This window comes from Desulfoscipio geothermicus DSM 3669, from assembly GCF_900115975.1.
Taxonomy (GTDB): domain Bacteria; phylum Bacillota; class Desulfotomaculia; order Desulfotomaculales; family Desulfallaceae; genus Desulfoscipio; species Desulfoscipio geothermicus.
Genome location: NZ_FOYM01000013.1, coordinates 1 through 15,280, shown reverse-complemented (window position 1 = coordinate 15,280; position 15,280 = coordinate 1). Strand labels below are relative to the sequence as shown.

Annotated in this window: 11 protein-coding genes; all 11 read right to left on the bottom strand. The window is 51.0% G+C overall.

Going from position 1 to position 15,280, the window contains the following annotated elements; all coding sequences use genetic code 11:
• Nucleotides 1-52 precede the first annotated feature (52 nt).
• The 11 genes from BM299_RS09070 to miaB all read right to left on the bottom strand — a co-directional run bounded on the left by BM299_RS09070 (nucleotide 53) and on the right by miaB (nucleotide 14,878).
• Nucleotides 53-961: a selenium metabolism-associated LysR family transcriptional regulator gene (locus BM299_RS09070; protein ID WP_092483234.1), complete on the bottom strand. Its 909-nt coding sequence runs from the start codon at nucleotides 959-961 to the stop codon at nucleotides 53-55.
• Nucleotides 961-2,199, bottom strand: a complete 1,239-nt coding sequence (locus tag BM299_RS09065; protein ID WP_092483232.1) for a methionine gamma-lyase family protein — start codon at nucleotides 2,197-2,199, stop codon at nucleotides 961-963. The genes BM299_RS09070 and BM299_RS09065 overlap by 1 nt, the downstream gene beginning before the upstream one ends.
• A gap of 34 nt (nucleotides 2,200-2,233) precedes the next feature.
• On the bottom strand, nucleotides 2,234-3,196 hold the full coding sequence (locus BM299_RS09060) for an AAA family ATPase (RefSeq protein WP_245779715.1): 963 nt from the start codon (nucleotides 3,194-3,196) through the stop codon (nucleotides 2,234-2,236).
• Between the two features lie 102 nt (nucleotides 3,197-3,298).
• The gene (gene hfq / locus BM299_RS09055; RefSeq protein ID WP_092483230.1) at nucleotides 3,299-3,538 is read right to left on the bottom strand and encodes an RNA chaperone Hfq; all 240 of its coding nucleotides are present in this window, start codon (nucleotides 3,536-3,538) and stop codon (nucleotides 3,299-3,301) included.
• 33 nt (nucleotides 3,539-3,571) lie between these two features.
• Complete coding sequence (gene miaA / locus BM299_RS09050) at nucleotides 3,572-5,344, bottom strand: tRNA (adenosine(37)-N6)-dimethylallyltransferase MiaA (RefSeq protein WP_131820630.1); 1,773 nt, start codon at nucleotides 5,342-5,344, stop codon at nucleotides 3,572-3,574.
• Nucleotides 5,345-5,358: 14 nt separating this feature from the next.
• Nucleotides 5,359-7,239, bottom strand: a complete 1,881-nt coding sequence (gene mutL / locus BM299_RS09045; protein WP_092483226.1) for a DNA mismatch repair endonuclease MutL — start codon at nucleotides 7,237-7,239, stop codon at nucleotides 5,359-5,361.
• Nucleotides 7,221-8,579: a histone deacetylase family protein gene (locus BM299_RS09040; protein WP_092483392.1), complete on the bottom strand. Its 1,359-nt coding sequence runs from the start codon at nucleotides 8,577-8,579 to the stop codon at nucleotides 7,221-7,223. Before BM299_RS09040 ends, mutL begins: the two co-directional genes overlap by 19 nt.
• Nucleotides 8,579-10,264 (bottom strand): hydantoinase/oxoprolinase family protein, encoded by a 1,686-nt coding sequence (locus BM299_RS09035; RefSeq protein WP_092483224.1) that lies wholly within the window; start codon nucleotides 10,262-10,264, stop codon nucleotides 8,579-8,581. Before BM299_RS09035 ends, BM299_RS09040 begins: the two co-directional genes overlap by 1 nt.
• A gap of 95 nt (nucleotides 10,265-10,359) precedes the next feature.
• Entirely contained in the window at nucleotides 10,360-12,963 is a 2,604-nt protein-coding gene (gene mutS, locus BM299_RS09030) for a DNA mismatch repair protein MutS (RefSeq protein ID WP_092483222.1), read from the bottom strand.
• Between the two features lie 190 nt (nucleotides 12,964-13,153).
• Nucleotides 13,154-13,534: a YlbF/YmcA family competence regulator gene (locus BM299_RS09025; protein ID WP_092483220.1), complete on the bottom strand. Its 381-nt coding sequence runs from the start codon at nucleotides 13,532-13,534 to the stop codon at nucleotides 13,154-13,156.
• 18 nt (nucleotides 13,535-13,552) lie between these two features.
• Nucleotides 13,553-14,878 carry a tRNA (N6-isopentenyl adenosine(37)-C2)-methylthiotransferase MiaB gene (gene miaB, locus BM299_RS09020; protein WP_092483218.1) on the bottom strand — a complete coding sequence of 442 codons (1,326 nt, stop codon included), beginning with the start codon at nucleotides 14,876-14,878 and terminating at the stop codon, nucleotides 13,553-13,555.
• Nucleotides 14,879-15,280: the final 402 nt, after the last annotated feature.

Genomic DNA, 15,280 nt, shown 5'->3' with positions numbered 1-15,280 from the left:
AAATATTTTTATGCTCCTTTATAATAATTATAAGCCTTGCGTCAAGCAAGGCTTATTCCTTAATATCCCCGATGGCGGAAAATCGACCGAGAAAATCTATGAATGCATCGGCGGCATAATTAACCAAGCCCGGGGAATAACGGGTCAGGAAAAAATTCCGGGTCAAATCAATACCTTTCAGCCCGGCCTCGCCCAGCTTGCCGGCAGCCAGCGCGTTAGCGGCGGCCAACCGGGAAACAAACCCCACGCCCAAACCCGCTTCCACGGCGCTGATTACCGCCCTGGTACTGCCCAGTTCCATTTCTACAGCCAGTTTTTCCACAGCCAACCCGTTTCGGGACAAAATTTGCTCCACTGTTCTGCGGGTACCCGACCCCTCTTCCCGCACGATTAATTTTTCACCCAACAACTGGTCAATATTAATGCTTTTCCCTGACCAGACATGCCCCGGCGGCACGATCAAAACGAGTTCATCACTTAGCCACCTGATAAATTCCAGGTTATCCGCCCCGGAAGCCGTACCCACCACCCCCAGGTCGATTTCCCTTTCCTGCACCCAGCGCAACACGTCTCCACTGCCCGCAATACGTAAACTTACCCTTATCCCGGGATATTTTTGGCGATACAAGCCCACGCATGCGGGCAGCAGGTATTCCCCCGGGATGGTGCTGGCCCCGATCACCAGGCGTCCCACTTTCAGGCCGCGCAGCGCCTCCAACCCCGTCCTGATTCTCTCAAAATGGCCCAGCATTTGTTTAGCCTCGGGATAAAGCAACCGGCCCGCCTCTGTGAGGGTTACCTTTTTTTCATTACGTTGAAAAAGCGTAACCTGCAGGTCCTCCTCCAGTGCTTTGATCTGAAAACTTATGGCCGGCTGGCTCATGTAAAGTTGTCTGGCCGCCCGGGTGAAACTTTGTAATTCCGCCACCCGAACAAAAGCTTCCAGTTGCTTGAAATTCATTATTCCTCACCCTGCAAGATTTCCCGGGCCGCAGCCAACAGGCCCAGCCTGGTATACATCATGGAAAGCCCGCCCTGGAAATAAACCACGTAAGGCTCCTTGACCGGGGCATCGGCGGTAAATTCCAGCGAAGCTCCCTGCACAAAGGTACCGGCAGCCATAATTACCGGGTGATTGTAGCCGGGAATGGGTGAAGGAACCGGCGAAACGTGGCTGTCCACCGGCGACGCGCCCTGCACGCCCCGACAAAATGCCTGCAGCCGCTCCGCCGAGCCCAGTACCACCGCCTGAATGATGTCAGTCCGGCGGTCCAACGGGGCCGGATATACTTCAAAGCCCAGTTTTTGAAAAAACAGCGCCCCCCAAATTGCGCCGCGCAAAGCCTCCATAACCACGTGCGGGGCAAGATAAAACCCCTGAAAGAACTGCTGCTGCCAGCCCAGCGTCGGCCCGACTTCGGCACCGATGCCCGGCGCGGTCAGCCGGTGGGCTGCCATCTCGACCAATTTTTTCCTACCCACCACGTAACCACCGGTGGGTGCCAGACCGCCACCCGGGTTTTTGATCAGCGAGCCGGCCATAATATCGGCGCCGTGTTCAGGCGGCTCAGATGCCTCCACAAATTCACCGTAACAGTTATCCACAAAAATAATTGCCTCCGGCTGCCTTTGCTTTATAAACAGGCAAAGCTTGTCCAGTTCGTCCATCTTTAGGGACGGTCTGGTACTATAACCACAGGACCGCTGCACCAGCACCATTTTTACCGGCTGCCGCAGCGCTGCATCAATGCTTGTCCAGTCCAGTTCACCGTTGGGCAATAAATCAACTTGCCGGTAATAAACACCCATACCGGTTAACGAACCCTCAGACTCTACCCGGGCGCCGATTATTTTTTCCAGCGTATCATACGGTTTTCCCTGTACCGCCAGCAACTGGTCACCGGGTCTCAATGTCCCATACAAGCACAGGGCAATAGCGTGGGTGCCGCTGACAATTTGCCCGCGCACCAGCGCATCTTCGGCCCCGAATACCCGGGCGAATACTTTTTCCAATGCTTCCCGGCCGTCATCATCGTATCCGTAACCGGTGGAACCCCGGAGATGAAAGGAACTTACCCTGGCTTCCCGGAAAGCATTCAGCACTTTACGGTGGTTGGCTAATTCCACCGGGGCCAGCTCACGATATATTTCCCCTGCTTTTTCGTCAATTTCAGCGGCAATAGACTGCAAATCCTTCAATTAACTCTGTTCACCCCTTAGCATTCTTTGCACATTAATTCTGTATACTGTCCCGCGCGCCGACCATGTCTTCCCGATTGATGACCATCAAATCCTCTCTGGTCAGTTCCGGCATGCCAATCAAGCGCACCGCTTGCACGCGCATGGCCCTTTCGATAAGGTTGCGCACCAGCCTGGCGTTGCCGTTATGCTCATGTAACCGGGACATGGATTCTATGATCAGACGCAACTCTTCCCGGCCACCGCCCGATAATCTGTACTGCCGCTGTTTCAACATCATGTCGGCAATGGCCAGCAACTCCTCCGTTGAATAATCAGGAAAATTAATATGGATGGGGAACCGTGAGCGCAGGCCGGGATTGGTTTGCATAAACCGGTTCATTTCTTCCTTGTAACCGGCCAAAATTATAACCAGGTTATCCTTATAGTCTTCCATGCCCTTGACCAGCGTATCAATGGCTTCCTTGCCGAAATCTTTTTCCCCGCCCCGGGCCAGGGAATAGGCCTCGTCAATAAACAAGATGCCCCCCTGGGATTTTTTAATTTGTTCCCTGGTTTTCTGGGCGGTATGACCGATGTACTCCCCCACCAGGTCGGCCCGTTCAACTTCCAGTAAATGGCCTTTGGGTAAAATGCCCGCCTGCCGGAACAACTTGCCCAGTATTCTGGCCACCGTGGTTTTTCCTGTGCCCGGGTTGCCCTTGAAAACCATGTGCAGCACCTGGGCTTCGGTGTGTAATTTTTCGCGGGAGCGACGTTTTTGAATTTCTACGAAGGCATATATTTCATTTATGTGCTTTTTTACATTATCCAATCCCACCAGCGATTCCAGTTCCTGCATTATCTCCTTTATTTTTTCGCCGGCATCATTAACCTTTGCCCCGTGCCTTTCCGGAATTAATTTCAGCCTGTCGCTGCCGCTGACTGCCTGATCGTTTTGCTCAGCTATGGCGGTATTCTTATCACCGGAAGCATGCCACATTTTTATTTTTACCAATTCCTTCACCTCAACGGGCGCCTTTTTATAAATGTTTATGCGCCCCGTGCGGTGAAACTGCCCAAAAATTAAAGTCTCTCACAAAGAGAGACTGGATCGTGATTAAGCTTTTGTTTCCGAAAAGGACGTATTCACCGGTTTCATGGGACTTACAGTGGAGATGGCATGTTTGTAGACCATCATTTGCTTGCCGTCACTTTCCATGATCACAGTGAAATTATCAAAACCCTTTACCATACCCTTCAACTGAAAGCCATTTACCAGAAAGATGGTAACCGGAATATTGTCCTTCCTAACCTGGTTTAAAAATGCATCCTGTAGATTTATTTGGGGCTTGGTCATAAAATTCCCTCCATATATGTATATTTTTTCTTTCTACCGATTTGGAAATTGCGCCGCCACGTATTCCTCAATTACCCCTGCAACACTGTCTATTGTATCATATTTCTCCATATCTATCCATTTGATGTTACTATAACGTTTGAACCAAGTCAACTGCCGCTTGGCAAAACGTCTGGTATTTCTTTTTAGCATATGCACTGCTTCCGCCAGGGAATATTCATTATTTAAAAAACCGATGATTTCTTTATATCCCAACCCCTGCATGGAAACCAATCCCCGGTGATAACCGGCATCCAATAATCCCCTGACCTCCCGCACCAGCCCTTCGGCGACCATCCGGTCCACCCGGGCCTCAATTCTCTTGTACAATTTGTCCCGTTCGTAATAAAGTCCCCCAAATAATATGTCATAACCCGGGTACGCCACTTTATTTTTTTCGCGAAACATGGCTCCCTTAACGCCGGTTTGATAATATATTTCCAACGCGCGGATGGTTCTTTTTAAATCATTGACGTGAATACGGGCGGCTGTTTCCGGATCCACCTGCCGTAGTTCATCATGTACAGCATCATTTCCTTTTTGCTCGGCCAAATGCTTATAATGCGCTCTTAACTCCTCATTCGCCGCCGCGGCACTAAAATCATAGTTGTAAATCACGGCGTCGATATAAAACCCTGTACCGCCCACCAACAGCGGCAATTTGCCGCGTTGATGAATATCTTGAATAGCCTGCCTGGCCAGCGCCTGAAAATTGGCCACCGTAAAATCAGCATCGGGATCGACCACATCTATTAAATGATGCGGCACACCCCCCATTTCCGCGACAGTAGGCTTAGCTGTTCCAATATTCATGTAGCGGTAAATCTGCATTGAATCCGCCGATACCACCTCGCCCGCCAGGTGTTGCGCCACCCTGACCGCAACCGCGGTTTTTCCCGTGGCAGTGGGGCCGGCGATGATCAATAGCGGTATTTTTTCTCTGGTGTTCATAATATCCCCCGTCAATCGCCCTTGGTCATAATGCCATATATCACCGGCGCGTTTCCCCCCCCCCTCAAAACGATTAAAACCAAGTTTATGCAACACGCTGCCCCGCTTGCTGTCCTTGACCACCACCCGCCGCGCGGCTACCCGCATCGCCTGAGTGATAATTTCCGGCGTCAGGGGGCGATGATCGGCCAGCGGCCGAAAGGCGTTGATACCGCTTGATTTCATCTGCGGCAACCGAAACATGGGATCAAAATAAACCACATCATATCTATTATCGGGTAAAACCTCCAGTAACCTACGATGGTCTTCGTTTTGCACCACCACCCGTTGCATGGCATCCAATACCTCCCGAGCCGCCTTCCGGTAGGTCTGCATACCGTGACGCACTATGGCCGCTACAATGGGAGACGACTCCAACCCCACCACCACGCCTTCTTTTCCCAGCACATAACTGGCCACTATGGCATCACTGCCCAAACCCAGGGTACAATCCAGCAATCGCTGCCCCGGCTGCAAATTCATAGCATTAATCATCGTATCATTTTTCCCTGATTTTATCTCCTTTATACGCAAGGCGGACATGCCGGGGTGAAAAAAAAACTCATACTGGCCGGTAATGCAGGCCACCTTTCCGGCCTTGACCACTATCACATGGACCGCGTTCCACTCACCGGCCAGCTCTTCGACAGCTTTTTTACCCCTGGGCACCAGGGGCAGTCCGGTCTGGGCACTGATGCGGGCGGCCAGCGCCAATTGTTCCCCCCGGGCCTTGAGTGAGGTTGTCACTATACCAGGCAGCTTATCCCATCCGGCCAAAAAAATCCCCCCGGTCAAGTGCGTTTAAACATGGCATCCAACTCCCGACGGGTAAAGGATACTATTGTCGGGCGGCCGTGGGGACAGGTGTACGGCTCATCAGCCAGGGCCAACCGATCCACCAGGGACTGCATGGCCTCCATGGTCAGACTTTCCCCCGCTTTTACCGCCGCCTTGCACGCCAGCAGCGCTGCCATGGCATATTCCACTGCTACTTTGCTAACCCTGCCCTGTTCCAGTATCTCTTCAACCATATCCATGACCAGCCGTTCACTTTCGCCTGGCGAAAAATGAGCCGGAATGCCACGTAATAAATAGTTATTCCGACCAAAGTCTTCAAAAATAAACCCCAGATCTTTTAAACTGGTTTTATATTCCCTGAGTAATTCCTTTTCACTATTATTCAAATTGATATTAACCGGCGCAAGTAAATATTGCACTTCGGGCGCCGCTTTTCCCGGCATACCGATATACTTTTCGAATAAAATACGTTCATGGGCGGCGTGCTGGTCAATAATGTATACTCCACCCTCGCCCTCGGCGGCGATATAAGCGTTCATTAGTTGCCCGGCAACCCGTAAATCCGGAAAATGTGTCCGCCGGTATCCGGCCGGCACTTCAGCCACCTGCCCGACTTCTCCGGCAACCGCTGACCTCTCATTAGAAGTTTCATCAGCCCCGGACACCGGTTGGAGACCAGAGGAATGCTCATCCATATTGGTCCGCCCCTCTTCCGACGTCCCCGATGCTGCCGCCGCCGGTTCCGCACGCGGAAGCGTTTCTACAAGTTGCGGCACCGGCAAATCCAATTTAAACGGTTCGGCGGTAGGCGCCATTTTGGGGGTCCTGGGGGCCACACCGCTTATTACCGGCGTCAAATTTGTGTCCCGCAATACGCTGCGCACCGCCCGGGCTACCAGTGACCTTAATTCTTCCTCACGGTCCATTTTTATTTCCATCTTGGCCGGGTGAATATTTACGTCCAATTTTTCCGGTGACAACCGGATCGACAGTACAGCCACCGGATGGCGCCCCACGGTGAGTAGACCCCGGTAAGCGTCTTCCAGGGCCAGGTTGACCGTTGTGCTGCGCACCGTTCTACCGTTTACCGCCACGGTTATTTGCTGCCTCGTACTGCGGCTCAATTCCGGTTTGCCAACATAACCGTCAATTTCTATTCCGGCCTCCACGACGTTTACCGGCAGCATTAATTTCGCCGCCCGCAAGCCGTAAACTGCAGCCAGTACATCCGGTATATTTCCCGACCCCGGCGAACGTAATACTTCCCTGCCGTTGTGTATAAAAACAAACCTCACCCGAGGCCGGACAAGTGCCATTTTATAAACCAGGTCGTTAATCAGTCCGCCCTCGGTGGATTTGGACTTTAAGTATTTCCGGCGAGCCGGGGTATTGTAAAATAAATCCTTGACCTTGATACTTGTCCCCACCGGACATCCGGCCGGCCCGCTGTCCAGCATATTACCGCCCCGGATATGCATGTAGTACCCTTCGCTACTTTCCGGTGTCCTGGTTTTGATAGTTAAGTCCGCCACCGCGGCAATGCTGGGCAACGCTTCCCCCCTGAACCCCAGGGTGGTAATGCGGTCCAGATCGGCAGCATTCTTTATCTTGCTGGTGGCATGGCGCTGAAAAGCCAGGGGGGTATCCTCCTGGCTAATCCCACAACCGTTATCCACCACCGTAATTGATTCAATACCACCGCCGGTTATGGATATGTTGACCAAATCCGCCCCGGCATCCAGAGAATTCTCCACCAATTCCTTGACCACGGAAACAGGACGTTCCACCACTTCGCCGGCGGCAATGCGGCAAGCCGTCTGTTCATTCAACACCATAATTTTGGGCATGGTTCGCTCTACCCTTCCGTCATCCATTCCTGTCCTTTTTTCTTATCAAACGCCATACATGTATCCGTTGTCTTATCTTGCATGTAAACATAGTCATACTTCGCCCGGGCCTTATACTGTTCATATATTTCATAAGCCTCGTTCTGGCAGGCATTACAGGCCTGAAAGGGTACGGAGATGGCGTAAATCCTGATCGGTTCCCGATAGTTCCTTTCCCCCCGCGATTCAATCAGTATATACCCGGGGCAATCTGGACAAATGCACACCTTTTCCAGTTGCTCTTCCTCAATGTAATCGGTATCGTAATAAATAAACTTTTTGCGCTGGTAATACTTGCCGGTGCCGAATATTTTTTGCAGGTCAACCTGATCTCGTTTTGCCCAGGTTTCCAACAACTGATCCACCATTTTATGCACCTTGGACATTCTTTCCGGGCTTTCCTTGAACCGGCCCGGCCAGTAATCAGGTTCCATCACGTAAGAATAATCGGCACCCGCCAGGGCCAGGATAATGGCCAGATTGATATACGGCAGGGCCGTTTCTATGGCATAACCGCCTTCCAGCACTACCAGGTCCGGTTTTAGTTTCCTGGTAAAATCGGCGTAGGCCCTGGCGGTGAACCGCATGCTGCCCAGCGGGTCCGTATAATGATTATCCTGCCCGGCCGAGTTGATAATGATTTCCGGCTGGAAATCCCTGACCACCGGTAATACCAGGTTATCCACCACGTACATAAAAGTTTCATCCGCGGTGCCGGGGGGCAGCGGGACATTTAAAGTTCTGGCGTAAGCGCCGGGCCCGCCCAGCTCATTGGTAAATCCGGTGCCCGGAAAAATTGTGCGCCCGTCCTGGTGAAACGAAATGAATAAAACGTCCGGATCATGGTAAAAAATGTCCTGGGTCCCGTCCCCATGGTGCGCGTCCGAATCCACGATGGCCACTTTCCTGATGCCGTGGCGGCGGCGCAGATATTCAACAAGGATAGCTTCGTTGTTAATACTACAAAAACCCCGGTTGCCGTGCACCACGCGCATGGCATGGTGTCCCGGCGGACGCACCATGGCAAACCCGTTTTTAATTTCCCCGTTGATAACACTGTCTCCCAGTTGCAGAGTGGACCCGGCAGCAATCAGGTGCGCCTCGGTTACCTGGCTTTGCACCCGCGGCACACAAAAATGCGTTCTGGAAATGTCGTGCATAGAGGCCAGCCGGGGAGCATATTCATGAATCTGGGGTAGGTCCATTACGCCTTCCTCAAAAATCTGGTCCCGGGTGTACAAGAGCCGTTCTTCCCTTTCGGGGTGAGTGGGGGATATGGCCCAGTCGAACGCCGGGAAAAATATGAGCCCTGTTTTTTTCGCAGACATTAAATCTCACCCCTTGTTCCCGTTCCTATATGCGCAACAATTCCCCGGGGCGTCTGCACGCAAATATCATAAATCCTTCCGGTGGTAATCCAGTTGCGCACCATGGTAAATACATCCCGCCGGGTGCATTCCGTCTTTTCAATCATATTACCCAGCCCGTATTTTTCAGCCCGCTTTCTCAGCCATTCGTTGGCCAACTGCAGGGCATCCTCCTCCCCAAACGGGTCTTTTTCAATTTTACCCTGGAAGCCCTCCTGCTCAATGGTATAAAACCCCTGTTCGGTATCGGCCCTCAGGCTAACCTGTAATGTGGGCATCGCCACCGCCGCGCCAATGGCATTGGCCACCGGGGCGTAAGGGGGAATTACCGGGTTGCAACCGATCCGGGCCGCTATCTGGGTAATGAAACCGGATGCGCCACCGCCGACGCCAACAACCATGCCCGGCCGCTCCTTGCGTTTCTGCAAAACCTCCCAGACGCGGTAAGCCGGTTCTTGCTCCCATTGTATAAACATTTCCTCAATTTCCTGGGTGATAATATCGATAACCATTTTTACTACCCGCTGGGCCACTTCACTGCAACTCATACCCAGCGGCCGGCCCAGCATCTCCATTGCTTCATGGGCCTTTTTATCGCTGCCCAACCTGGTCAGGCCCAGCACCCGCAACGCGTCCGAGGGGGTGGGCATGGGCCCGCCCAGGCAATACGGAGGTCCCAGCCGCTCTGAATAAACCAGAATTTCCCTGCCCACCCGCTCCACAAGGCTGTCTCCGCCCACGGGCACGGATTTAACCGCCAGTGCCCGCACTTGGGTAAGTTGCTCATACACGGGCGCCCCTCTGGACGCGAGCAACGGCTGGCCACCCAGTATCAAAGCCAGGTCCGTGGTAGTGCCCCCGATATCCACCACAACCGCCGTTTCCCCCGGCGGAAGCAGTGCCTGCACCCCCAGCGTACTGGCTGCGGGACCGCTGAAAATAGTTTCAATGGGTACGCCGGTTACCTTGTTCAAGGGCATCGTCCCGCCGTCGGCCTTCAATATAAATACCTCTCCCTCGATTCCCCGCCTGGTTAAGGCTTCCCGCACCGAATCCACAAAAAAAGAATATTTTTCCCTGGTAGCACAGGTCAGCATGGTTGTAACTGCCCGCCGGGGAAAATTCAACTGGCCGGCCACCTGGTGCCCCATTTCCACGTGCCATTCCGGGTGCAGCCATTTCACCCGGGAAGCCACTTCCTTTTCATGCTTGTTGTTGCGTACGGAAAACTTGCCGACCGCCGCCACTTTTTTATAACCCTTGTTATTTAAATCTTCCACCGCTTTTTCAATATCTTCATAGCGCAGGGGCATAATTTCCCGTCCCCTGTAGTCGATGGCACCGGGAATAATATATGTTGCCGTGTTATATTTATAATGATCATGGCTCAACCCGGGTCCGGGAATTAAAATCAGTCCCACGGGATCATATTTTTTTTCCGCAATCAGATTTGTTATCAATGTAGTGCTGAAAACTACCCGTTCAATAAGTTCCGCGGGCACACCCTTCATAATTTGATCGAGTGCCTGCAGCAGGGACGAGATAATATCGTCACTGCTGGGGACAATGGCAGTGGCCCGCACCAAACCGTTATCCAACAGCACCGCATCGGTACAGGTACCGCCTACATCTATACCGATGTACATATTTTTCACCCCCAGACCCGACTAAACCCTTGCTTTAAAATAATCAATTCTCTGAGTAAAAATTAATTCCTGCAATAAATTTCCCATTGTTCATTTCATTTTAATTTTTCTTGCCAGTGCGCCAGCAAATTCAGCGCCTCCAGAGGAGTCATGCGCGACGTATCCAAATCCGCCAACTCATCGGTCAGGCGTTTAATCAAACACTGCCTGCAATGCCCGTCCCTTTTTGCTTCCCTTTGCTTGACGCCGGCAGGATCTATCTGACAGTCAGCGGTGCTTCTGCCTTGACCACCGCGGCTTTCCATGTCCAGCAAAATTTCTTTCGCCCGTCGCAATATCCGTTCCGGCAAACCCGCCAGCCGCGCCACCTGGATGCCGTAACTTCTATCCACCTTACCGGGTAAAACTTTGCGCAAAAAAATTATTTCATCATTTATTTCCCGAATATTGATAGTGTAGTTAACTACGCCGGGCAGGATATCCAGATCGGTTAATTCATGGTAATGAGTGGAAAAAAGCGTCCTGGCGCCGATAGAGGCGTTGATGTATTCTACCAGGGCCCTGGCTATGCTGATTCCGTCGTAGGTACTGGTGCCCCGGCCCACCTCATCCATGATAATTAAACTGGCGTCGGTGGCATTGTTTACAATATCCCGACATTCGCTCATCTCCACCATGAAAGTGCTGCGACCGCCCGCCAGGTCGTCCGCCGCACCGATGCGGGTAAAAATCATGTCCACCACGCCTATTTCGGCCCGGGCTGCCGGTACGAAACTACCCGCCTGCGCCATTAGCGCGATCAGGGCCACCTGGCGCATGTAAGTGCTTTTCCCGGCCATGTTGGGGCCGGTAATCAGGACCAACCGGTTGTCGTCGTCCAGCAGCGTATCGTTGGGCACAAAACTTCCCGCCTCCAGCACCCGTTCGACTACCGGATGCCGGCCTTCCTCAATAACCATTTTTCTGCTGTTGCTTACCAGGGGCCGCACGTATCCGGCCCGCTCAGCAGCCTCAGCAAAAGATACCAACACATCGAGCTCAGCGATGCGCCCGGCGGCATCCTGGATGCGGTCCACCTGTTCGGTTAGTTTTTGCCTCAATTCGCAGAACAATTGAAATTCCAATTGGATCAGGCGGTCTTCCGCACCCATGATCATATCTTCATATTCTTTCAACCGGGGGGTAATGAAGCGCTCGGCGTTAACCAGCGTCTGGCGTCGAATGTAATAGTCCGGAACCTGGTTCAGGTTGGCTTTGGTTACTTCCAAGTAGTAACCGAACACTTTGTTGTACCTGACTTTAAGCGATTTGATGCCGGTTTTTTGCCGCTCCTCCGCTTCCAATTCGGCCAGCCAATTTTTGCCGTCCCGGCTGGCTGACCGTAAGCGATCAACTTCGGGATGATACCCGTCCCTAATAATGCCGCCGTCCCGAATAGACACCGGGGGATCATCCATAATAGCCGCCCGCAGCAATTCGTTGATGTCCGACATGTCATCCAGGGACGTGGCAATTTGTGTGATTAACCGGGTCTTACAATGCCCCAGAACTTTTTTGAGTTCGGGCAGCACGTCAAAGGATTTGCTCAACGCTAACAGGTCCCTGGCGTTGGCACTGCCGTAGGCTACGCGACCCGCCAGCCTTTCCAGGTCATAAACCTTTTTCAGCATTTCTTTTATCTGTTCCCGCAAAAACATATTCTGCACAAACTCTTCCACCGCATCCAGGCGCCTGTTAATCAGGGTCGGGTCCACCAGGGGTTGCTCGATCCAGGTCTTTAACAGCCGACCGCCCATGGCCGTGCTCGTTAAGTCCAACACCCAAAGCAGGGTGCCCCAGCGTAAGCCGTCCCTTATGGAACGGGTTAATTCCAGGTTGCGCCGAGACGCAGCGTCAATTCTCATAAATTGATTGGTAAAATACACCTGGGGCTTATTAATTTGCTTTAGACTTCTTTTTTGGGTTTCCTGTAAATAATACAAAATGGCGCCGGCGGCGCGCAGGCCGAATTCCAGTCGGTCCGCACCATTTTCCGGCCAATCCCGACCAAACTGGCGGCGCATGATATCCCGGGCCCGGTCATAATCAAATATTTCATCATCAACCGCATTCAGCAACACATTCCCCGCCCCGGTTAAAATACCGGCCACTGCCCTGTGCTTTTGCCGGGATACCAGCAATTCCGCCGGCTGCAAGCGCATCAACTCGTCGATTGACTCATTGAAAGAATTGCTCCCTGTAAACTGAGTAATACAGAATAATCCCGTGGAAATGTCGGTATAGGCCAGCCCGCAGCCGTTTTGATCCACCAGCAAGGAGCCCAGATAATTATTGTTATTCTCCTCCAGACATTGATTTTCCATCACGGTGCCCGGGGTGACAATCCTGGTAACTTCTCTTTTTACAAGCCCCTTGGCTTGCCGAGGGTCTTCCATCTGGTCACAAATAGCAACCCGACGGCCCTTTTCAATGAGCCGGGCAATGTAAGATTCCGCCGCGTGGTGGGGCACGCCGCACATCGGCACCTTTTCCCCACCGCCTCCGTCCCGGGCGGTGAGCGTTATTTCCAGGTCTCTGGCGGCTGTTAACGCATCATCAAAAAACATTTCGTAAAAATCGCCCATACGAAAAAAAAGAATATAATCTTTATACTGTTGTTTAATTTTCAGGTACTGTTGCATCATTGGCGTGTAAGCCACATTATTTTCCCTCCCGGTAATATTATAACATAAAGCAATTAATCAACAAGAAAGGCGCACACTAAATCAGTTCCCTTTAATGTGCGCCTTTCGGTACTTTATTCCTTAACTCTGGCTGGCCGGGTATAATTTCCTAAAATTATAAAAAAATAAACCCCGGTTTTGGATAACCGGGGTTTGTGCATCCCTGTTAGCTGCAGCCGCCGCCGCAGGTGGTGCAGCAATCGTCACTGCAGGAAGCGTGTTGACCGGAAATGGCCTGGGAAATAATTTTGTTAATTTCCTCCAGTACCTTTTCAAAATTCTGCTGTGCCTGAAAAAAATTATAAATTAAAGGGTTGTCCAGCATACGCTTTTCCAGATCTGCCACTTCCTGCTTTTGGCTTTCCGTTAGTTGCTGTCCTTGCTGCTGCAACATCATATAAGTTTTTTGTTTTTCGTTAAACTCCTGGATGATTTTCTGCGCCTCGGCGTCCTGCATCATGTTCAGTTCGGCGTCTTTCATAGCCGCCAGTTCTTGGGATTCCGCGATTTCCTGGCCCAGTTCATAAGCCTTTTCCAAAATTGACATCTAATACCTCCACTTTATTTATTGTGCCGGGACAACTTCACCTTCCAGGTGGGTAAGGCTGTAACCGGTAATGCACAATGGCAAAAATTTACCCACCATGTTTTGTTCACCCCGGAAAACAACAATTTTATTGGTTCGGGTCCGGGCGCTCATAACGCTGGCATTGGTTCTGCTCGGCCCTTCCACCAGGCATTCCAGTATCTTGCCCGTTTCAATTTCGTTTTTGCGCAATGTAATTTCATTTTGCAGTTCAATAAGTTCCTGAATGCGGGCGCTTTTTACCTCTTCGGGAACCTGTTCTTCCATTTTAGCGGCCGGCGTACCTCTTCTCTTGTTATATATAAAGGTAAAGGCGCTGTCAAATTCCACCCGCCTGACCAAGTCCACGGTATCGGCAAAATCAGCATCTGTTTCCCCGGGGAACCCCACCATGATATCGGTGGTCAGTGAAACACCCGGCAGGGCGGTTCTGATTTTTTCCACCAGGCTCAGGTAATATTCCCGGGTGTACCCCCGGTTCATTTTTTGTAATATGCTATTACTGCCGGCCTGCACCGGGAGGTGAATATGCTCGCATGCTTTAGGCAAATTTTGAATTGTTTCAACCAGTTTATCACTAAAATCCCGGGGATGGGAAGTCATATAGCGAATTCTTTCAATGCCCTGGACATCATTAATTTTAACCAGTAAATCGGCAAAGTCCATGCCCGGGCTTAAATCCTTGCCGTATGAATTTACATTTTGACCCAACAGGGTTACGTCTTTGTAGCCCTGTTTCCCCAGTTCGGTGATTTCCTTTATTATCGCTTCGGGTTGCCTGCTTCTTTCCCGGCCGCGTACATACGGCACAATACAATAGGTGCAAAAATTATTGCACCCGTACATTATGCTGACCCATGCCCGGACGCCGTGAAATCTTTTAACCGGTACGTTTTCGCTGATTTCTTTGCTATCCCGCCAGACATCAATTATTTGTTGTTTTTTTTCGCACACCTGGGCGATTAAATCCGGCAGCGTATGGAGATTATGGGTGCCGAAAACAATATCTACATAAGGAAACCGCTGTTTGATCCGCTGTCCGATGTGCTCCTGCTGGCTCATGCACCCGCCCATGGCAATAACCATGTCTTTTTTTTGCTTTTTCAATTTGCCCAGCCGACCCAGCAGGCCAAATACTTTGTTTTCCGCCGTCTCCCGCACGCAGCAGGTGTTGAGAACAATCAAATCAGCTTCATGCTGGTCTTCCGCCGGCACATATCCGCTGTTTTCCAGCATACCGGCAATTAATTCGGAGTCATGCTCATTCATTTGACAGCCAAAAGTTATTATGTGGTAAGTTTGCAAATTTACACCATTCCTCAGATTTTTAACTATTGCTTATTATAACACAAATCTTTCGGCTGGATACAACTGAAAATCTCTGTTTCTGAAAATTGCGCTGCCCTGTAGAGGCTTGTTTGTCCCTTTTGCTCCAGAGAATGCTTTTACTTAAACCTGAATCCGTGAAAATGTCATAATTAGCAATAATAGCAGCAAAATAATAGAATTAACTGCCATAACATATCAATAAATATTTGCTGTATGTCATTAATTTTATTGCGTAAAATTAAGCCATTTTAACACCTCCACTTAAAACAGGATTTAGGCAATAACCAACAAGCCCAACCAAATAATATTCTTGGTAAGGTTATATCACACATTAATATCTTGCCAAGAACCAGTGTTTAGTTTAAAGCCAAGGCAATA